The following is a 19,650-nucleotide window of genomic DNA, read 5'->3' as shown; positions in this document are numbered from 1 at the left end:
CCTGCGGTTATGAGCACTTTTTATACAGTAATCAGCTGGCTGGCAATCTTTGGCTACTGGCTGCTGATCGCCAGCGTCACGTTACGGATATTAATGAAACGCCGGGCGGTTCCCTCCGCCATGGCTTGGCTGCTGATCATTTACATTCTGCCGCTGGTCGGCATTATCGCCTATCTCTCCTTTGGTGAGCTGCATCTGGGAAAACGTCGCGCCGAACGCGCGCGCGCCATGTGGCCATCCACCGCACGCTGGCTGGCCGATCTGCGCAGCTGTCGTAGCATTTTTGCCACCCATAACAGCGAGGTCGCCGCACCGCTGTTCCAGCTGTGCGAACGACGCCAGGGCATTGCCGGCGTCAAGGGTAACCAGCTGCAGCTGCTCACCTCTACCGACGACACGCTCAACGCCCTGATCCGCGATATTGAGCTGGCGCATAACAGCATTGAGATGATGTTTTATATTTGGCAGCCCGGCGGGTTGGCCGATCGGGTTGCCGAGGCGATGATGGCGGCGGCCAGACGCGGCGTACACTGCCGCCTGATGCTCGATTCGGCCGGTAGCGTGGCGTTTTTCCGCAGCCCTTATCCGGCCATAATGCGCGAAGCGGGTATTGAGGTCGTCGAGGCGCTGCAGGTCAACCTGCTGCGCGTTTTCCTGCGCCGCATGGATCTGCGTCAGCACCGCAAGGTGGTGCTGATCGACAACTTTATCGCCTATACCGGCAGCATGAATCTGGTTGACCCGCGCTACTTCAAGCAGGACGCCGGCGTCGGACAGTGGATCGATGTCATGGCACGCATGGAGGGACCGGTCGCGACCACCATGGGCATCTACTACGCCTTCGACTGGGAGATGGAGACCGGTAAACGCATTCTGCCGCCAGAGCCGGTATGCAATATCCTTCCCTTCGAAAAAGAGTCGGGCCACACCATTCAGGTGATCGCCTCCGGCCCCGGCTTCCCGGAGGAGCTGATCCACCAATCGCTGTTGACCGCCGTCTACTCCGCGCGCCAGCAGCTGGTGATGACCACCCCCTATTTTGTTCCCAGCGACGACCTACTGCACGCCATCTGTACCGCCGCCCAGCGCGGCGTGGATGTCTCTATCATCGTGCCGAAAAAGAATGACTCGATGATGGTCGGCTGGGCCAGCCGCGCCTTTTTTACCGAAATGCTGGCCGCCGGCGTTAAAATCTATCAGTTTGAGGGCGGCCTGCTGCATACCAAGAGCGTGCTGGTCGACGGTCAGCTCAGTCTGGTCGGCACCGTCAACCTGGATATGCGCAGCCTGTGGCTTAACTTTGAAATTACGCTGGTCATCGACGATGACGGCTTCGGCAGCGATCTCGCCTGCGTACAGGAGGACTATATCGCTCGCTCCTCCCTGCTGGACCCGCTGGCGTGGTTAAAACGCCCGCTGTGGCAGCGCGTCGTCGAGCGCCTCTTTTACTTTTTCAGCCCTTTGCTGTAACCGTCCGCGGCTCGGACTCCCCTCTGGCCGCGGCCTCAATGAGATACTGACATGATGGATTTAAACAACCGCCTGAGCGAAGAAGAGACCCTGGATCAGGCCTACGATATTTTCCTGGAGCTGGCGGCGGACAATCTGGATCCGGCGGACGTGCTGCTGTTTAACCTGCAGTTTGAGCAGCGCGGCGCTGCCGAGCTGTTCGATCCGGCCGAAGACTGGCAGGAGCATGTCGATGTCGATCTCACCCCGGACTTCTTTGCCGAGGTGGTGATCGGCCTGACCGACGGTAATCCGGACAGCGACGATATCGAGGATGTCTTCGCCCGCATTCTGATCTGCCGAGAGAAGGATCATAAAATGTGCCATATCCTGTGGAAAGAGTAGCACCGCCGCTCTTCGCCCACTAAAAAACCGCCGTCAGGCGGTTTTTTAGTGCTCCCCCCAGCTACAGCGGATCGACCTTCAGGCAGGAGACCGCGTGACGAAAGCTGCCCTCCAGCAGCGGCCGGGTCTGTGCGCACTCCGGCCCAGCCTGAGGACAGCGGGTGCGGAACACGCAGCCCGACGGCGGATCGATCGGCGACGGCAGCTCCCCCTCCAGCAGCTGAATCTGCTTATTGCGCTCCCTGTCGGGATCCGGCACCGGCACCGCCGACATCAGCGCCTTGGTATAGGGATGCTGTGGGTTGTGATACACCTCATCATAGGTGCCCAGCTCCACCGCATGTCCCAGATACATCACCAGCACGCGGTCGGAGATATGCTTTACCACCGCCAGATCGTGTGCGATGAAGATCAGCGACAGCCCCATCTCCCGCTGCAGTGACTGCAGCAGGTTGACCACCTGCGCCTGAATCGACACATCGAGCGCCGACACCGGCTCGTCGCAGATAATCAGCTTGGGCTCCAGGATCAGGGCCCGGGCAATCCCAATACGTTGACACTGACCACCGGAGAATTCGTGCGGATAGCGGTTGATGAGATTAGGCAGTAGGCCCACCTTCATCATCATCGCCTTCACCCTGTCGCGCATCTCGCCGCGCGCCATCTGCGGATAATAGGTCCGCAGGGGCTCGGCAATAATCTCCCCAATCGTCATCCGCGGGTTTAGCGACGCCAGCGGATCCTGAAAGATCATCTGGATATCGCTACGCACCTCGCGCCACTGCTTTTCGTTCATGCCCAGCAGATCGCGCCCCAGCCAGCTGACGCTGCCGGAGGTCGCCTTCACCAGGCCGATCAGCGCGCGGGCAAAGGTCGACTTGCCGCAGCCTGACTCGCCGACAACGCCCAGCGTTTCCCCCTGATACAGACGTAGGGTCACACCATCCACCGCCTTTAGGCGCTTGGGCGGCTGCCAAAACCAGGCCTTGTTGTCTCGAATATCAAAATGAACCCGTAGATCAGCCACTTCCAACAATACGTTTTTGTCACTCATCGGCCCACTCATGCCAGTTCCTCCACCGTTCTGAAGCAGGCGCGTAGACGCCCCTCGCCAAAGGCCGTCAGCGGCGGCGCCGCATCGCAGCCGGCATCGGCATAGGGGCAGCGCGGCTGAAACGGGCAGCCGGCCGGCAGACGCAGCAGGTTAGGCGGGTTGCCCGGGATGGTCAGCAGCGCCCCGCTCTCGGCATCCAAGCGCGGCACCGCGCTCAGCAGCCCGATGGAGTACGGGTGCGATGGGTGATAGAACACGTCGCGCGCCTGGCCATACTCCATGGTACGCCCGGCATACATCACCAGCACCTTGTCACAGATACCGGCAACGACCCCCAGGTCGTGCGTTATCATAATGATCGCGGTGTTAAACTCCCGCTTCAGCTCATTGAGCAGCGTCATGATCTGCGCCTGCACCGTCACATCCAGCGCCGTGGTCGGCTCATCGGCAATCAGCAGCCGCGGGCGGCACAGCAGCGCCATCGCAATCATCACCCGCTGGCGCATCCCGCCGGAAAATTCATGGGGGAACATGCGCATACGCTTACGCGCCTCCGGCATCTTCACCGCATCCAGCATCCGCACCGACTCATCAAACGCCTGCGCCTTGCTCATTCCCTTGTGCAGCATCAGCACCTCCATCAGCTGCTCGCCCACCCGCATATAGGGGTTGAGGGAGGTCATCGGGTCCTGAAAGATCATGGCGATCTCTTCGGCGCGCAGCCGATTAAGGGCCTTCTCCGGTAAATTTAAGATCTCACGGCCATCGAAGCTGGCCGAACCGTCGATGCGCCCATTCGGTGCCAGCAGCCCCATCAGGGCAAACGCGGTCTGCGACTTTCCCGAACCGGACTCACCGACGATCCCCAGCGTCTCGCCAGCGTCCAGCGAGAAGTTCAGATCGTTGACCGCCGTGACGTCGCCGTCCGGCGTTGTGAAGGTCACGCGTAGGGAGCGTACGTTCAGTAAGCTGGATTTCATCTCTGCGCTCCTCAGCGATCTTTCGGGTCGAGGGCATCGCGGAGCCCATCACCGATAAAGTTAAAACAAAATAGCGTGATCACCAGAAAAGAGGCCGGGAAGATCAGCAGCCAGGGGGAAACCTCCATCGAGTTGGCCCCATCGCTCAGCAGGGCGCCCCAGCTGCTGAGCGGCTCTTGGGTACCCAGCCCCAGGAAGCTCAAAAACGATTCAAACAGGATCATGCTCGGCACCAACAGCGACGCGTACACCACTACCACGCCCAGCACGTTAGGCACCACGTGGCGCAGGATAATACGCCCCGTCGTCACCCCGCCCACCTGCGCCGCCTCGATAAACTCCTTACGCTTCAGGCTCAGCGTCTGCCCGCGGACAATACGCGCCATATCCAGCCAGGAAACCATGCCGATCGCGATAAAAATCAGCAAAATATTCTGGCCAAAGAAGGTCACCAGCAGAATGACAAAGAACATGAAGGGAAACGAGTTAAGGATCTCCAGCATGCGCATCATCACCGAGTCCACCTTACCGCCCAGGTAACCGGAGAGCGCGCCGTACAGCGTACCGACCACCACGGCCACCAGCGCGGCGGCAATCCCGACCATCAGCGAAATACGTCCACCGATGGCGACACGCACCAGCAGATCGCGTCCGGAGGAGTCGGTACCGAAGTAGTGCCCCCCCTCCAGCGCCGGCACCGCCGACATCATCTCCCAGTCGGTATCGTCGTAGGCAAACGGCGACAGCATCGGGGCGAATATCACAAACAGGGCGATCAGCAACAGAATGCACAGGCTGACCAGCGCCGCGCGGTTATGCATAAAGCGGCGGCGTGCATCCTGCCATAGGCTGCGCCCTTCCACGTCCAGCTGTTCGCTGAAGCTGCTCACCGCGGCGGCGCTGTTTTTATTCACTAACATAGGCGCCTCTTTCAGTAACGGATTTTGGGATCGATTACGGCGTACAGCACGTCAACGATGGCGTTAAAGGCAATCGTCAGGGTGCCGACCAGGATCGTCAGGCTCAGCACCAGCGAATAGTCCCTGTTCAGCGCGCCGTTGACGAACAGTTGGCCGATCCCCGGCAGGCCATAGATAGTTTCAATGACCATCGAGCCGGTAATGATCCCGACAAAGGCGGGCCCCATGTAGGAGAGCACCGGCAGCAGCGCCGGACGCAGCGCATGGCGCAGCACAATGCGGTGCAGCGGTAGCCCCTTGGCCCGGGCGGTGCGGATAAAGTTAGAGTGCAGCACCTCGATCATCGAGCCCCGGGTAATGCGCGCGATACCGGCAATATAGGAGAGCGACAGCGCCACCATCGGCAGCAGTATGAACTTCAGCGCCCCGCCGTTCCAGCCGCCGCCCGGCAGCCAGTGCAGCGAGATGGCGAAGATCAGCACCAGCAGCGGCGCGACCACAAAGCTTGGGATCACCACCCCGGTCATGGCAAAGCTCATCACCACATAGTCCCAGCGCGAGTTCTGCTTCAGGGCCGCGATGACCCCGGCAGAGACTCCCAGCACCACCGCCATGACAAAGGCGGCAAAGCCCAGCTTGGCCGAAACGGGGAACGAGGCGGCCACCAGATCGTTGACCGAATAATCCTTGTATTTGAACGAGGGGCCAAAGTCTCCCTGCGAGAGCTGCAGCAGGTAGTGGCCATACTGCTTCCAGATGGGATCGTTGAGATGGTATTTGGCTTCGATGTTGGCCATCACCTCCGGCGGCAGCGTGCGTTCACCGGTAAACGGGCTGCCCGGCGCCAGACGCATCATAAAAAACGAGATGGTGACCAGAATAAAAAGCGTCGGAATCGCTTCCAGGAAGCGACGGAATATAAATTTTAGCATAGCCCAAACCCTGTACGTCAGCCCCGCGGGCTGTCAGCCTCGCCGGCGGCCGGTCTCCCGGCCGCACGACGGACAATTAATGTTGAACGATATAAAGGTTTTTGTCGTAGACATAGTCCAGCGGATCCTTGCCGGTATAGCCACCGACAAAGGGTTTCACCAGACGGGCGTTAACATAGTAATACACGGGAACGATGGCCGAATCACGGTCCAGCTGCTGCTCAGCCTGCTGGTAGACCGCCGCGCGGCCGGCTTTGTCCGGCGCCTGCAGCGCGCTAGCCATAATGCGGTCAAAGGCCAAGCTCTTGTAGTGCGGGGTATTGTTGCTGCTGGTCGACAGCATCATATTGAGGAAGGAGCTCGGCTCGTTATAGTCGGCGCACCAGCCGGCGCGGGCGACATCGTAATTGCCCTGATGGCGCGAATCGAGGAAGGTCTTCCACTCCTGATTCTCCAGCTTCACATCGATCCCCAGGTTTTTCTTCCAGATCGAAGCCGCGGCAATCGCCAGCTTCTTGTGCAGATCCGAGGTGTTGTAGAGCAGGTTAAACGTCAGCGGCTTGCCCGGGCCATAGCCCGCCTCGGCCAGCAGCTTCTTGGCCTCTTGGTTGCGCTTCTCCTGCGACCAGCCGAACCAGGCCGGTTGCGTCAAATCAGCGCCGTCGGTATAGGGCGGCGTAAAGCTGTACGCCGGCAGGTCGCCCTGGTTCTTGACCTTATTCACGATAATATCGCGGTCCAGACCCAGCTTCAGCGCCTCACGCACGCGGGGGTCGTTAAACGGCGGCTTCTGGTTATTGATTTCGTAGTAATAGGTGCAAAGATACGGGTCTACCTTCACCTGCTCGGGGATCTCTTTTTTCAGCTTCTGGAACAGCTCGATCGGCATATTGTTATAGGTCATATCGATCTCGCCGGCCCGATAGCGGTTCACATCGGTCACCTCCGAGGCGATGGGCAGGAAGGTCACCTTATCGATGATCGTCTTCGCATTGTCCCAATACTGCGGATTTCGCTCCAGCACGATACGTTCGTTGACGATCCAGTCTTTCAGCTTATAGGCGCCGTTGCTGACATAATTCTGCGGCAGGGTCCACTTGTCGCCGAACGTCTCTACCGCCGCCTTGTTGACCGGCTTCATCGCATAGTGCGCGGTCATCTCCGGCAGATAAGGTACCGGTTCGCTCAGGGTCACCTGGAACGTGCGATCGTCCAGCGCCTTGACCCCCAGAGCGGATTTATCCTGCTTGCCGGCGATGATGTCATCGATATTCGCGACGTGGGCATACTGCAGATAGCTCGCGTAGGGCGATGCAGTCTTGGGGTCGGCCATCCGCTGCCAGCTATAGACGAAGTCCTCTGCGGTGACAGGGTCACCGTTGGACCACTTCGCGTCCGGGCGCAGGTAAAATATCCACACCTTGTTATCTTTGCTCTCCCAGCGCTGCGCTACGCCGGGAATAGTATGCCCTTGGCTATCGTGCTGCGTCAGCCCTTCCAGCAGATCGTTGGTCACGTTGTTTTCCGGTACCCCTTCGATCTTGTGCGGATCGAGGGAGGAGACCTCCGAACCATTATTTCTGACCAGCTCCTGTTTAGCCGCCAGCTGTACACCGGCCGGTACCTCGGCGGCCTGCGCCACCGCCGCGGCGCCCAACGCGCTACAAATCCCAAGGGTTAATATACTTTTTTTAATGATGTGTTTGCTCATTACTACCACTCCCGTATTCAAAAGGAAGCCTGCGGGCAGGCGGGTCAACATCGTTATTTATTCACTGCAGTAATGAAGGAACGGTTCATTCGCTGCAGCTTGCCTTATACCGCCCTCGCGGCGGCTGGCATTTATTGTTGCCGGGTAACAAAATAACGGCGCCTAGGGCCGCTTGATGATGGGCTGGCTCAGTGCGGCTACCCAGAAGCCGCTCCCGTAGCATCCTGGGCTACCGAGAGCGCCCTCCCGTATGCCAACGCCCGTAAAACAGCGTGACGTCCTGAGCGAGCCGGCTGATGGCCATGTGAGCACTGTTGTATTTCGTGCTTTCTCACAGACTGCCCTCCCCCATGACAAAAATCAATTGTAAGTTACTGATATAACATAAAATATAAGCTTAAAGCATTTTGCATTGTCTAAAATTTCAACCTCATGCCGAAAATCAAAACAATATTGCAATGAACAAGATTTATTCAGACAAAAAAACTAACTGAAATGAATGATGAGAGGAAAAAACGCCGGACAATGTACACAATGTCGGCGTCTGTATAGGACAATTTTACGGAAATGGGCGCGAGGCAGGCGAATTAACCCACCGATGAATACGATCGCAAAATAAAAATAAGATGATTAAATATATTGCGCAGATATATCTATTAGCGGAGCAGCGTCCCCGCCGCCCCCTGTCGATTACAGCAGGCCGGGAAAAATAGCCTTCACCCCGGTGACGATAAATTCAATGCCCAGCGCCATCAGCAGCAGCCCCATGATACGGGTCACGACGTTGATCCCCGTCTGCCCTAACAACCGCACCAGCAGCGGCGCGGCGCGGAACAATAGCCAACAGCAGAAGGCGAACAGAATGATCGCCAGCGAAAAGCCCAGCAGGTTTTGCCAGCCGTGATAGCGGGAGCTCCAGACGATGGTCGAGCTGATGGCGCCGGGGCCGGCCATCAGCGGCAGCGCCAGCGGCACCACGCCGACATTTTCGCGGATAGCCGTTTCCGACTTCTCCTGCTTATTCTGCTTATCCTCACCCAGCTTACCGCTGATCATCGACATGGCGATCGTCATCACCAGGATACCGCCGGCAATACGGAAAGAGTCGATGGAGATACCAAAGACGTTCAGTATCGAGTCCCCCAACAGCAGCGCCGTAATCAGTATAATGGCCACCGACAGGTTCGCCGTGAGGTTGGTTCGGTTACGCGCCGCGGCGGCCTGATAGCTGGTCATGCTGATAAACACGGGCAAGATCCCGACCGGGTTTACCAAGGCGAACAGACCAATAAAGAATTTGATATACCCGGACAGGTCCAGCAGAGACTGAGTCACTATGTGCTCCACAATATAAAGATGATGGTCATCGCGCGTAATGTAATTGAAATGACTGCGCCGATCTATCATTCCACCGCAGAATTTTTACTGTTTGCCGCGGATATGCGCAGTATCGTCTGTGACTAAATCCGGCGACGAGATAACGGTTTTGTTGTTTTTTATACCTAAAGGCGCTGAGTTTTCGTTAAGAATGAGAACGGCTCTCAACAAAACCATGCTGAATGGTGTCAGCTTGGCGTTTTCGTGACTTTAATCACAAAACAAATACCCAAGAATGAGTAAGCTCGACGATATCAAAAAGAGGGAGACGGATGGCCATCTCGGCGAGGTATCAGGATAACGCGTTCAATGCAACGCCCGCGACCATCCACGTTAAGCTGTTTTAGCAAATTAGCAGCCCGTCGGCAGCAAATGCCCGGCTGAGCGACGCGCCAGCATCTATACTGGTATGCCCCATGCGGCTGATTGACTAAAAAAGTTTAACATTATCAGGAGAGCATTCATGGCTGTAACCAACACTGCTGAACTCGATGCGCTGGTCGCCCGTGTCAAAAAAGCCCAACGCGAGTTTGCCAACTTCTCTCAGGAACAGGTAGACAAAATCTTCCGCGCCGCCGCGCTGGCCGCTGCCGATGCCCGTATTCCGCTGGCTAAAATGGCCGTCGCTGAATCCGGTATGGGTATCGTGGAAGACAAGGTGATCAAAAACCACTTTGCCTCCGAATATATCTACAACGCCTATAAAGATGAAAAGACCTGCGGTATCTTGTCCGAAGACGATACCTTCGGCACCATCACCATCGCTGAGCCGACCGGTCTGATCTGCGGCATCGTACCGACCACCAACCCGACCTCCACCGCGATCTTCAAGGCGCTGATCAGCCTGAAGACCCGCAACGGCATCATCTTCTCCCCGCATCCGCGTGCCAAGCAGGCGACCAACAAAGCCGCCGATATCGTGCTGCAGGCGGCCATCGCCGCTGGCGCGCCGAAAGACATCATCGGCTGGATCGATGAACCCTCCGTCGAGCTGTCTAACGCGCTGATGCACCATCCGGACATCAACCTGATCCTGGCCACCGGTGGCCCGGGCATGGTGAAAGCGGCCTATAGCTCCGGCAAGCCGGCCATCGGCGTTGGTGCGGGCAACACCCCGGTGGTGATCGACGAAACCGCGGATATCAAACGCGCCGTCGCCTCCATCCTGATGTCCAAAACCTTCGACAACGGCGTCATCTGTGCCTCCGAGCAGTCAGTTATCGTCGTCGACTCCGTCTACGACAAAGTGCGTGAGCGTTTTGCTACCCACGGCGGCTACCTGCTGCAGGGTAAAGAGCTGAAAGCCGTTCAGGATATCATCCTGAAGAATGGCGCGCTGAACGCCGCCATCGTAGGCCAGCCGGCAGAGAAGATCGCCGAAATGGCAGGCATCAGCGTACCGGCGGGGACTAAGATCCTGATCGGCGAAGTCAGCGTCGTTGACGACTCCGAGCCGTTCGCACACGAAAAACTGTCTCCGACCCTGGCGATGTACCGTGCCAAAAACTTCGAGGACGCCGTAGAGAAAGCCGAGAAGCTGGTTGCCATGGGCGGTATCGGCCATACCTCCTGCCTGTACACCGACCAGGATAACCAGGGCGCGCGCGTAAACTACTTCGGCGAGAAGATGAAGACCGCCCGTATCCTGATCAATACCCCGGCCTCGCAAGGGGGGATCGGTGACCTGTACAACTTCAAGCTGGCGCCTTCCCTGACGCTGGGCTGCGGCTCCTGGGGCGGTAACTCCATCTCTGAAAACGTGGGTCCAAAGCACCTGATCAACAAGAAAACGGTAGCGAAGCGAGCAGAAAACATGTTGTGGCATAAACTTCCGAAGTCTATCTACTTCCGCCGCGGCGCCCTGCCGATCGCGCTGGAAGAAGTGGCAACCGACGGTGCCAAGCGCGCCTTTATCGTCACCGACCGTTTCCTGTTCAACAACGGTTATGCCGACCAGGTTACCAACGTACTGAAAGCGCACGGTATCGAAACCGAAGTCTTCTTCGAAGTTGAAGCCGACCCAACCCTGAGCATCGTGCGCAAAGGCGCCGAGCAGATGAACTCCTTCAAGCCGGACGTGATCATCGCGCTGGGCGGCGGCTCCCCGATGGATGCAGCCAAGATCATGTGGGTGATGTACGAGCATCCGGAAACCCACTTCGAAGAGCTGGCGCTGCGCTTTATGGATATCCGTAAGCGTATCTATAAGTTCCCGAAAATGGGCGTCAAAGCCAAAATGATCGCCATCACCACCACCTCTGGCACCGGCTCTGAAGTCACGCCGTTCGCCGTAGTGACCGACGATGCGACCGGGCAGAAATACCCGCTGGCTGACTATGCGCTGACCCCGGACATGGCCATCGTTGATGCCAACCTGGTGATGAACATGCCGAAATCCCTGTGCGCCTTCGGCGGTCTGGATGCGGTAACCCATGCGCTGGAAGCCTACGTTTCCGTTCTGGCCAACGAATACTCTGACGGCCAGGCGCTGCAGGCCCTGAAGCTGCTGAAAGAGTTCCTGCCGGCCAGCTATGCCGAAGGCGCCAAAAACCCGGTAGCCCGTGAGCGTGTACACAACGCCGCTACTATCGCCGGCATCGCGTTTGCCAACGCCTTCCTCGGGGTATGTCACTCCATGGCCCACAAACTGGGCTCCGAGTTCCATATTCCGCACGGTCTGGCCAACGCCCTGCTGATCTCTAACGTTATTCGCTACAACGCGAACGACAACCCGACCAAGCAGACCGCATTTAGCCAGTACGACCGTCCGCAGGCGCGTCGCCGTTACGCTGAAATCGCTGACCATCTGGGTCTGAGCGCACCGGGCGACCGCACCGCGCAGAAGATCGAGAAGCTGCTGGCCTGGCTGGAAAGCATCAAGGCTGAGCTGGGTATCCCGGCCTCCATCCGCGAAGCCGGCGTACAGGAAGCCGACTTCCTGGCGAAAGTGGACAAGCTGTCCGAAGATGCTTTCGACGATCAGTGCACCGGCGCCAACCCGCGCTATCCGCTGATTGCCGAGCTCAAGCAAATTCTGCTGGACACCTACTATGGCCGCGAGTTTGTCGAGCACGCGCAGGAAGAGAGCAAGGCCGTCGCCGCGCCGAAAGCGGAAAAGAAGGCCAAAAAAGCCTGATTAACCCTGCTCCATGCCGGTGCACGCTGATGCAATCGGCATAAATCACTGCCACGGGCCCCGCTTACGCGGGGCCCGTTTCCTTTCTCTATCACCCCACCCCCGCAATCCCCCACCGATGCCGCCCCTCCGAGCCCCCCAGACGCGCGCCTCTCCCCGCCGTAGCGCCAACCGTACGGCTACAGGGGGGATGACGCTCGCGGCATACAGCGACTCCACCACTGCGCAACCGTACGGCTACGGGGATGACACCCCCGTGGCGGCGTGCCGCGGCATACAGAGACTCCACCACCGCAGCGGCGGGTCACAGGGCTCGGCAGCAGGAGCCCCTCCGAACATCATTAGACTAGCCTCCGCATCGCCTGCCCGGCAGGGACGATATCGATGCGGGGCTCGCGGGGCGGCAGTCATCGGACAGATCACGGCGCGATGGCCTTAGGGAGGCGCTGGAGAGGCTGAGAGGCGTTGAGCGCGGCCGCTGAGAGGGCGCGACGCGCGCTGATGAAGCGATGACGCTACGGGGCAGTCACGCCGAGCGTTTCCTTATAGTGCCGGCGGCAAACGGAGACATAGCGCTCGTTGCCGCCGATCACGACCTGCTCACCGTCTTTCAGCGCCCGCCCGTCCTGATCCAGGCGCAGCACCATATTCGCCTTGCGGCCACAGTGGCAAATAGTCTTAAGCTCAACCAGCTTATCGGCCCAGGCCAGCAAATATTGGCTACCGGGAAAGAGCTCCGCCCGGAAATCAGTACGCAAACCGTAGCACAGCACCGGAATATCCAAATCATCGACCACCGTCGACAGCGCCAGCACCTGCGCCTTGGTGAGAAACTGACTTTCATCAACCAGAACGCAGTGTACGCACTGCTGCCGATGCGCCTGGCGGATCTCGGCCAGCAGATCCGTCTGCTGGTTATACAGCATCGCAGGCGAGTGCAGGCCGATACGCGAGCTGACCTGCCCCACCGCATAGCGGTTATCTATTTCAGCCGTGAATACCAGGGTATGCATACCCCGCTCGCGGTAGTTATAAGAGGACTGTAACAGCGCCGTGGATTTCCCGGCATTCATTGCAGAGTAATAAAAATAAAGTTGTGCCATCAAACAGCCTTAAACCGAAAAAATCACCTGATGTGCAAGATTCTACCATATATACAGGGCCGCGTGATGTCCGGGTTATTCCCCAAGACACCGCGCCACCGATGTGCAAAATCTGTACAAACCGCGCTTATCTACTGGCATACCAGCGTACACTTACAGAATAAATATGACATGATTCATGCAAATAAGTGATCGACCTAACGGTTGTTTCCGGCAGGCTTATGATGAGCATACCATGGACTTCTCCCGGACAATTGTCCGGGCAAAGGCAGAGTCAGGGTGCATTTATATACATTAAACGGCTAATCAACAGGTAAAACCGTACACGGTATGGCCTAGCCGGCATCGTACGGCGATATAGATAATAGGGTGAAATATTAACAAGGTCAGCCTCTCGATATTTGACTCATACAGACGAATATTTTTCCATTCTTACAAAATTCACTATTGCGTTAAATAAAGTCGCACTCTATTATAAAGATGACGCCCCCACCAATATAATTTGAGATTAGGAAAATGAGCGAAGCATTAAAAATTCTTAACAACATTCGTACTCTCCGCGCCCAGGCCCGTGAATGCACTCTGGAAACTCTAGAAGAAATGCTGGAGAAACTGGAAGTCGTGGTAAAAGAGCGCCGCGAAGAAGACCAGCAAGCTCAGGCCGAGATCGAAGAGCGTACCCGCAAGCTGCAGCAGTACCGTGAAATGCTGATCGCTGATGGCATCGACCCGAATGAACTGCTGCAGACCATGAATGCCACCAAAGTTGCCGGTAAAACCAAGCGCGCTGCGCGTCCGGCTAAATATCAGTATGTTGACGAAAATGGCGAAACCAAAACCTGGACCGGTCAGGGCCGTACGCCTGCCGTGATCAAGAACGCCATTGAAGAGCAGGGCAAGTCTCTGGATGACTTCCTGATCTAATCAAGACGTTCGGTATACCCATGTTAAAAATAGCCTCTGATGAGGCTATTTTTGTTTTACCCCCCTCGCCCCTGCCTGCGCCGCCGCCGCGCCTGCCTCATTATCGATAATGAGGGTTTCAGTATGGTTATTATCGCTGCACCCTTTACCACCATTAGGAATAGTCTCATTCATGAATTTAATCAATTATAGGTATCCCACTACCCATACCTTTGTCTAGTTGCATAATGAAAAAAAGATGGCGCCCCTGAGGACGCCATCTTTTATTTACCGACTTACTTGCTTAAATTCAGCCCTTTGATCCAGGCAGCGAAATCTTTGCCCAGCGCAGGATGACGCAGCCCATACTCGACAAACGCCTGCATATAGCCCAGCTTATTTCCACAGTCATGGCTACGCCCTTTCAGGTGGTAAGCCTCAACGGTTTCATTCTTCAGCAGCATAGCAATCGCATCCGTCAGCTGAATTTCCTCACCGGCTCCCGGCGGAGTTTTAGACAGCAGCGGCCAAATGTCCGGAGAGAGAACATAGCGGCCAACGATAGACAGGTTAGACGGTGCCTTATCGCGCGGCGGTTTTTCGACCACGGCACGAATAGCAATGCTTTCCCCCGCGGCCAATTGCGCACCGCTACAATCCACCACGCCATAATTAGACACATCGGCCATCGGCACCGGCTCAACCATAATCTGACTGGCGCCGGTGGATTCATAACGACGCAGCATCTCACTCAGGTTATCGCTGCTTAAATCTGCGCTGTATTCATCCAGAATAACGTCAGGCAATATCACGGCAAAAGGCTCATCGCCGACCAGCGGATGTGCGCACAGAATGGCGTGACCCAAACCTTTAGCCAACCCCTGACGCACCTGCATAATGGTCACGTGCTTGGGACAAATCGCCTGGACTTCGGCCAGCAGCTGACGCTTAACGCGCTTCTCCAGGATCGCCTCCAGCTCAAAGCTGGTATCGAAGTGGTTCTCGATGGAGTTCTTCGATGAATGCGTGACTAAAATGATCTCATTAATACCGGCGGCAATACACTCATTAACCACGTACTGGATCAGCGGCTTATCTACCAGCGGCAACATTTCTTTAGGAATAGCTTTCGTTGCCGGCAGCATACGCGTTCCCAATCCGGCCACCGGGATAACGGCTTTTTTTACTTTTCTCACTGACGTTGACATACAACCTCTCTATACGAATGGCGCATTGTTCGCTCGTCCATAACCGAACGATATGAATGCAAAACTCTCAGCGAGTATACCAGCTCGGTAATCGCACGCATGCCTTTCATCTGTATTTAAGATCAAATGGATAAACAAACGACAGCGCCGAGAATGGCGCCGATTGATGAGAGAAAGGATAGCAGAAAATACCGAAAAACGCGGGGCGCCACCTACCGCGCGATGGCCCCCGGTGCCAGATGCCGCAGCGGCTGTAGCGCCTGATGCTCCGGTGCCGTCAGCATCAGGCGAAGCTGCCCTACGCTGCCCCAGATCTGACACTGCCAACTCCGGCTGCGCAGGCTGAGCTGGTTCATATGCACGCTCCCCAGGGTCCCCAGCGGCATAGCGCCGCTCAGCTGGACCGTACGCTCCTCTGCCTCCAACCGAGCGTGTAACCCTGCGGAAACCAGCACCACATGGCCGCTGACGGCATGATAATACCCGGCCAGCATCGGAAATTGCCCGCGCAGCCCCGCCTTGCGTAACAGTTGATTGACGCGTTTAAGGATCACCGACATATGCGGCAATGGCCGCTCCTGAGCGGCCAGCTGGCTCTGCAACAGCGCGTTAAAGATAGCACGGATCATCAGCGCCGCGAGAACGCCATACTCTGCGCTGCGCGTCGTATCCAGGCAGTAAAACGCCATCTCCCGCGACGACAGCGGCGCGATATCTAGCACCAGGCCACAGCTGTCCGGATCCGTCAGCTGACGGTAGTTGACTCGGCAGCCGGCGATCACCTGCTGAACCGGCGGCTGGAGCTGGCGCAGAAGCCGTACAGCCTGCGCGGGATCACGCTGCAGCGCGGCCCAATCATGGCTCAGGGCATTCTCCTCCAGCGCCAGCGAATCGAACAGCGCCGGGTAAAGGCAGGCCAGAAGCATCTGTCGAAAGCGGGTAAAATCACGCACCGGCTTCAGCAGGACATCCTTCGCCCCGAGCCGCATGGCCCGAGCAATATCGCTGACCGACTCCGTCGCCGAAATCACCATCACCGGGGTCTGGCTGCCGCGCATCAGCAGATGGCGCAATAGCTCAATGCCATTCATCTCCGGCATGAACAAATCACACAGGATAAGATCGGGATGGCACTGCGGATACAGCCTCAGCGCCTCGCGCCCGTTGGCCGCCTCGGTGACCCTGACGCCCTGCGTCGTCAAATACCCGGCCAGCAGGCGACGAAACACGACGTCGTCGTCGACGATCATAATCTGTTTATCGGTGAGCACCTGTGACATGGCCGGCCTCTCATACCCTGACTGATCCTAGTGTGGTTCAATATCGGCACGCTTGCCCTGACGACCAGTAAAAATGTTATATATTGCGCGATTCCCCGCAGTTTTCTAAAAATCAGATTTTTACTTATCTGCAGCAGATATTGGTTATTATGATCAGAATAGAAGCCGGGCGATATTGCGCCTAACCTTTTCTCACCAATAGTTGCAAATGGTTATTCCTATGACGTTACACCACCCTCTCGATGCGCCCTGCCCCTGCGGCAGCGAGCGCGGATTTTCTGACTGCTGCGCCCCTTATCTGAACGGGGAGCGGCGGGCGACAACGCCGGAGCAGCTGATGCGCTCACGCTACAGCGCCTTTGTCACCCACCACGCAGACTATCTGATCGCCACCTGGCACCCCGATTGCCAGATGGCAGCGGAGCGCGATGCGATTATCGCCAGCTTTGCCGATACCCAGTGGCTGGGACTCCGCGTTATCGCTACCCTGCCGGGCCGCGATGCGCATGAAGGCTTTGTGGAGTTTATCGCCCGCTTTCATACGCCCTCGACCCAGCAAAACGGCGCGATCCATGAACGATCGCGTTTTCTGGATCTCAATCACGCTTGGTACTATGTTGATGGAGCCCGGCCCACGATAGGACGTAATGACCCCTGCCCGTGCGCCAGCGGCAACAAATATAAAAAATGCTGCGGACGCTAGGCTGCGTCCCGCCCTGAACAGGAGATTTGACGCTCCCTTCCCGGCGGGCGCCGCGGCAACGGCCCCGGCGAAAACAAGGATGCAAACACATGTCACAACCCGTTATTCAACGAAAAGTACTGCGCACCGTCTGCCCCGATGCCAAGGGGCTGATCGCCAAAATCACCAATATCTGTTACAAGCATCAGCTCAACATTATTCAGAACAATGAGTTCGTCGACCACGCCAGCGGACGCTTCTTTATGCGTACCGAACTTGAGGGGATCTTTAATGACGCCACTCTGCTGGCCGATCTAGATGACGCACTGCCGCCGGGATCCGATCGCGAAATCATCACCACATCCCGTCAGCGCATCGTCATCTTGGTCACAAAAGAGGCCCACTGTCTCGGCGATCTGCTGATCAAGAGCGCCTATGGCGGGCTGGATGTCGAGATTGCCGCCGTCATCGGCAACCACGCGACGCTACAGGCATTAGTCGAAAAGTTCGATATCCCCTTCGTCCTGATCGGTCACGAAGGCCTCAGCCGTGAGGCGCACGATGCGGCCGTCGCCGAACAGATCGATCGCTTTGAGCCGGACTATGTGGTGCTGGCCAAATATATGCGGGTGCTGACCCCCGACTTTGTCGCCCGCTATCCTGACCGCATCATCAATATCCATCACTCGTTTCTCCCGGCGTTTATCGGCGCCCGCCCCTATCACCAGGCCTACCAGCGCGGGGTGAAGATCATTGGTGCGACGGCGCACTTTGTAAACAATGATTTGGATGAAGGGCCGATCATCATGCAGGACGTTATCCACGTCGATCACAGCTATACCGCAGAGGAGATGATACGCGCGGGGCGCGATGTAGAAAAAAATGTGCTCAGCCGGGCCCTGTATCGCGTACTGGCTCAGCGGGTGTTCGTCTGTGGCAATCGCACTGTAATTTTCTGATTTGTTCGTTTTTTCTCTGTTTTCTGTACGCCCGCACAGCAGTGCGGGCAAAAAAACGGCAAACGAATTTTTTTTCCTCTCCAGCGCTTTACAGCGCGGCGCGATTTGTTATTATGCGCCCCGCTTCCGGTGATAACGAAGCGCGACAATCTGGTGGGGTTCCCGAGCGGCCAAAGGGAGCAGACTGTAAATCTGCCGTCTCAGACTTCGAAGGTTCGAATCCTTCCCCCACCACCATTTCATCTCTTGAAATGGCGTCGTAAAACGCCTTAGCCCGACGTCCGGCGCTGCCGGTTGACAATATGATTCCCAAAAGGTGGGGTTCCCGAGCGGCCAAAGGGAGCAGACTGTAAATCTGCCGTCTCAGACTTCGAAGGTTCGAATCCTTCCCCCACCACCATTCTTCTGTTGTTCTCTGCTATACATCCCAAGCACCTATATCAAACCAGCACCCGAGCTGAGGAAGGTGAGAACCTTCGACCAAGGTTCACGTCGAGCAACGCGAGACAACGTTGCCGCAGGCAACGGCCCGCAGAACGAGGCGCAGTGCGCCGAGTCATCCTTCCCCCACCACCATTCTTCTGTTGCTCTCTGCTATACATCCCAAGCGCCTATATCAAACCAGCACTCGAGCTGGGGAAGGTGAGAACCTTCGCGACCAAGGTTCGCGTCGAGCAACGCGAGACAAACGTTGCCGCAGGCAATGGCCCACAGGGCGAGGCGAGACGCAGCGCGCCGAGTCATCCTTCCCCCACAACCATTATTCTGTTGTTCTCTGCGATACATCTCAAGCGCCTGTATCGCCCCCAAACGCTACGCGGGGAAGATGACCACCTGACACCCTGCCCTGCGCGGCGCTTATCCCTTGCCATCCGGCGGGACATTCGCTATACCTCACACTTTGCCTGCAAATTAAGGGAAATAATGCGTAATGCAATTTGTGTCTTTTGCGGAGCCAGCGACGGCGTGGCCGAGCGCTACGTAGACAGCGCGCGCCATTTGGGGCGCACCTTGGCCCGCCAAGGACGAACGCTGATCTACGGCGGCGGCGGCAAAGGGCTGATGGGGGCGCTAGCCAACGCGGCGCTGGAAGCCGGCGGCGAGGTTCACGGCGTGATCCCCCAGCGCTTAGTGGACGCCGAAACGGCGCATCACGGTCTGACGTCGCTGGAGATCGTCCCCGATATGCACACGCGCAAGGCGCGTATGGCGGCCCGGGCCGACGGATTCATCGCCCTGCCGGGCGGTATCGGTACCCTAGAGGAGCTGTTTGAGATCTGGACATGGAGTCAGATTGGCTGCCACAGCAAGCCAGTAGGGCTGCTGGATGTAGCAGGCTATTATCAGCGCCTGTGCAACTTTTTGCGCTACAGCGCCGACGAGGGGTTTATTCGCGCCCCCTATCTGGCGACGCTGCTGCGTGATGACAGCGCCGGACGCCTGCTGGATGCGTTCGACGCCTACCGGCCGCACAACCTGAGCCGCTGGGACTGAACGCCGCCCATCCCCCGAATACCCCCACGCAGGACAAGGTTCAGCTCGCGCCCGCCA

At 57.4% G+C, this 19,650-nt stretch carries 17 protein-coding genes, 2 tRNA genes and 2 other RNA genes; 11 read left to right on the top strand and 10 right to left on the bottom strand.

Going from position 1 to position 19,650, the window contains the following annotated elements:
• The first annotated feature begins 9 nt into the window (after positions 1–9).
• Positions 10–1,470 (top strand): cardiolipin synthase, encoded by a 1,461-nt coding sequence (cls, locus tag ETEE_RS15960; RefSeq protein WP_034165126.1) that lies wholly within the window; start codon positions 10–12, stop codon positions 1,468–1,470.
• 54 nt (positions 1,471–1,524) lie between these two features.
• Positions 1,525–1,854 carry an HI1450 family dsDNA-mimic protein gene (locus ETEE_RS15955; protein WP_034165159.1) on the top strand — a complete coding sequence of 110 codons (330 nt, stop codon included), beginning with the start codon at positions 1,525–1,527 and terminating at the stop codon, positions 1,852–1,854.
• 61 nt (positions 1,855–1,915) lie between these two features.
• Here ETEE_RS15955 and oppF read toward each other — a convergent pair whose 3' ends face one another.
• From oppF to ETEE_RS15925, 6 genes are all read right to left on the bottom strand, one after another.
• Positions 1,916–2,908 (bottom strand): murein tripeptide/oligopeptide ABC transporter ATP binding protein OppF, encoded by a 993-nt coding sequence (gene oppF / locus ETEE_RS15950; protein WP_370634767.1) that lies wholly within the window; start codon positions 2,906–2,908, stop codon positions 1,916–1,918.
• 8 nt (positions 2,909–2,916) lie between these two features.
• The gene (oppD, locus tag ETEE_RS15945) at positions 2,917–3,888 is read right to left on the bottom strand and encodes an ABC transporter ATP-binding protein (RefSeq protein ID WP_045427005.1); all 972 of its coding nucleotides are present in this window, start codon (positions 3,886–3,888) and stop codon (positions 2,917–2,919) included.
• A gap of 11 nt (positions 3,889–3,899) precedes the next feature.
• Positions 3,900–4,808: an oligopeptide ABC transporter permease OppC gene (gene oppC / locus ETEE_RS15940; protein ID WP_034165123.1), complete on the bottom strand. Its 909-nt coding sequence runs from the start codon at positions 4,806–4,808 to the stop codon at positions 3,900–3,902.
• 11 nt (positions 4,809–4,819) lie between these two features.
• On the bottom strand, positions 4,820–5,740 hold the full coding sequence (oppB, locus tag ETEE_RS15935; protein WP_034165122.1) for an oligopeptide ABC transporter permease OppB: 921 nt from the start codon (positions 5,738–5,740) through the stop codon (positions 4,820–4,822).
• A 76-nt stretch (positions 5,741–5,816) separates the two neighbouring features.
• A complete protein-coding gene (oppA, locus tag ETEE_RS15930) occupies positions 5,817–7,451 on the bottom strand; it encodes an oligopeptide ABC transporter substrate-binding protein OppA (RefSeq protein ID WP_034165121.1) in 1,635 nt (544 codons plus the stop codon).
• Between the two features lie 690 nt (positions 7,452–8,141).
• On the bottom strand, positions 8,142–8,786 hold the full coding sequence (locus tag ETEE_RS15925; RefSeq protein ID WP_012848364.1) for a YchE family NAAT transporter: 645 nt from the start codon (positions 8,784–8,786) through the stop codon (positions 8,142–8,144).
• A 505-nt stretch (positions 8,787–9,291) separates the two neighbouring features.
• Between ETEE_RS15925 and adhE the strand changes: the two genes are divergently transcribed.
• Positions 9,292–11,964, top strand: coding sequence for a bifunctional acetaldehyde-CoA/alcohol dehydrogenase (gene adhE / locus ETEE_RS15920; protein WP_034165120.1), 2,673 nt, complete (start codon positions 9,292–9,294; stop codon positions 11,962–11,964).
• Positions 11,965–12,479: 515 nt separating this feature from the next.
• Here adhE and ETEE_RS15915 read toward each other — a convergent pair.
• Positions 12,480–13,067 (bottom strand): thymidine kinase, encoded by a 588-nt coding sequence (locus ETEE_RS15915; protein WP_034165119.1) that lies wholly within the window; start codon positions 13,065–13,067, stop codon positions 12,480–12,482.
• Positions 13,068–13,583: 516 nt separating this feature from the next.
• On the opposite strand from ETEE_RS15915, the gene hns reads away from it, so the two are divergent.
• Complete coding sequence (gene hns / locus ETEE_RS15910) at positions 13,584–13,991, top strand: histone-like nucleoid-structuring protein H-NS (RefSeq protein ID WP_015461379.1); 408 nt, start codon at positions 13,584–13,586, stop codon at positions 13,989–13,991.
• Between the two features lie 45 nt (positions 13,992–14,036).
• Here the strand turns inward: hns and ETEE_RS22200 are convergent, their stop codons facing one another.
• The 3 genes from ETEE_RS22200 to rssB form a co-directional block, all read right to left on the bottom strand.
• Complete coding sequence (locus ETEE_RS22200; RefSeq protein WP_255640316.1) at positions 14,037–14,165, bottom strand: hypothetical protein; 129 nt, start codon at positions 14,163–14,165, stop codon at positions 14,037–14,039.
• A 101-nt stretch (positions 14,166–14,266) separates the two neighbouring features.
• Complete coding sequence (gene galU / locus ETEE_RS15905; protein ID WP_012848356.1) at positions 14,267–15,178, bottom strand: UTP--glucose-1-phosphate uridylyltransferase GalU; 912 nt, start codon at positions 15,176–15,178, stop codon at positions 14,267–14,269.
• A gap of 212 nt (positions 15,179–15,390) precedes the next feature.
• Positions 15,391–16,458 carry a two-component system response regulator RssB gene (gene rssB, locus ETEE_RS15900; RefSeq protein ID WP_034165118.1) on the bottom strand — a complete coding sequence of 356 codons (1,068 nt, stop codon included), beginning with the start codon at positions 16,456–16,458 and terminating at the stop codon, positions 15,391–15,393.
• A gap of 220 nt (positions 16,459–16,678) precedes the next feature.
• On the opposite strand from rssB, the gene ETEE_RS15895 reads away from it, so the two are divergent.
• The 7 genes from ETEE_RS15895 (at position 16,679) to ETEE_RS15875 (ending at position 19,593) form a co-directional block, all read left to right on the top strand.
• Positions 16,679–17,161 (top strand): YchJ family protein, encoded by a 483-nt coding sequence (locus ETEE_RS15895; protein ID WP_034165117.1) that lies wholly within the window; start codon positions 16,679–16,681, stop codon positions 17,159–17,161.
• An 89-nt stretch (positions 17,162–17,250) separates the two neighbouring features.
• Entirely contained in the window at positions 17,251–18,099 is an 849-nt protein-coding gene (gene purU / locus ETEE_RS15890; RefSeq protein WP_034165116.1) for a formyltetrahydrofolate deformylase, read from the top strand.
• Positions 18,100–18,251: 152 nt separating this feature from the next.
• A tRNA-Tyr gene (locus ETEE_RS15885) sits at positions 18,252–18,336 on the top strand.
• Between the two features lie 78 nt (positions 18,337–18,414).
• A tRNA-Tyr gene (locus ETEE_RS15880) sits at positions 18,415–18,499 on the top strand.
• A 46-nt stretch (positions 18,500–18,545) separates the two neighbouring features.
• Positions 18,546–18,675: non-coding RNA, RtT sRNA (locus tag ETEE_RS20420), on the top strand.
• Between the two features lie 46 nt (positions 18,676–18,721).
• Positions 18,722–18,859, top strand: a non-coding RNA gene (locus tag ETEE_RS20415) — RtT sRNA.
• A 164-nt stretch (positions 18,860–19,023) separates the two neighbouring features.
• Positions 19,024–19,593, top strand: a complete 570-nt coding sequence (locus tag ETEE_RS15875; RefSeq protein ID WP_034165115.1) for an LOG family protein — start codon at positions 19,024–19,026, stop codon at positions 19,591–19,593.
• Positions 19,594–19,650 lie beyond the last annotated feature (57 nt).

It is taken from the genome of Edwardsiella anguillarum ET080813 (assembly GCF_000264765.2).
GTDB classification, from domain to species: Bacteria; Pseudomonadota; Gammaproteobacteria; order Enterobacterales; family Enterobacteriaceae; genus Edwardsiella; species Edwardsiella anguillarum.
Note: the sequence above shows the minus strand (reverse complement) of the source record. Positions and strands in the feature narration are given on the sequence as shown.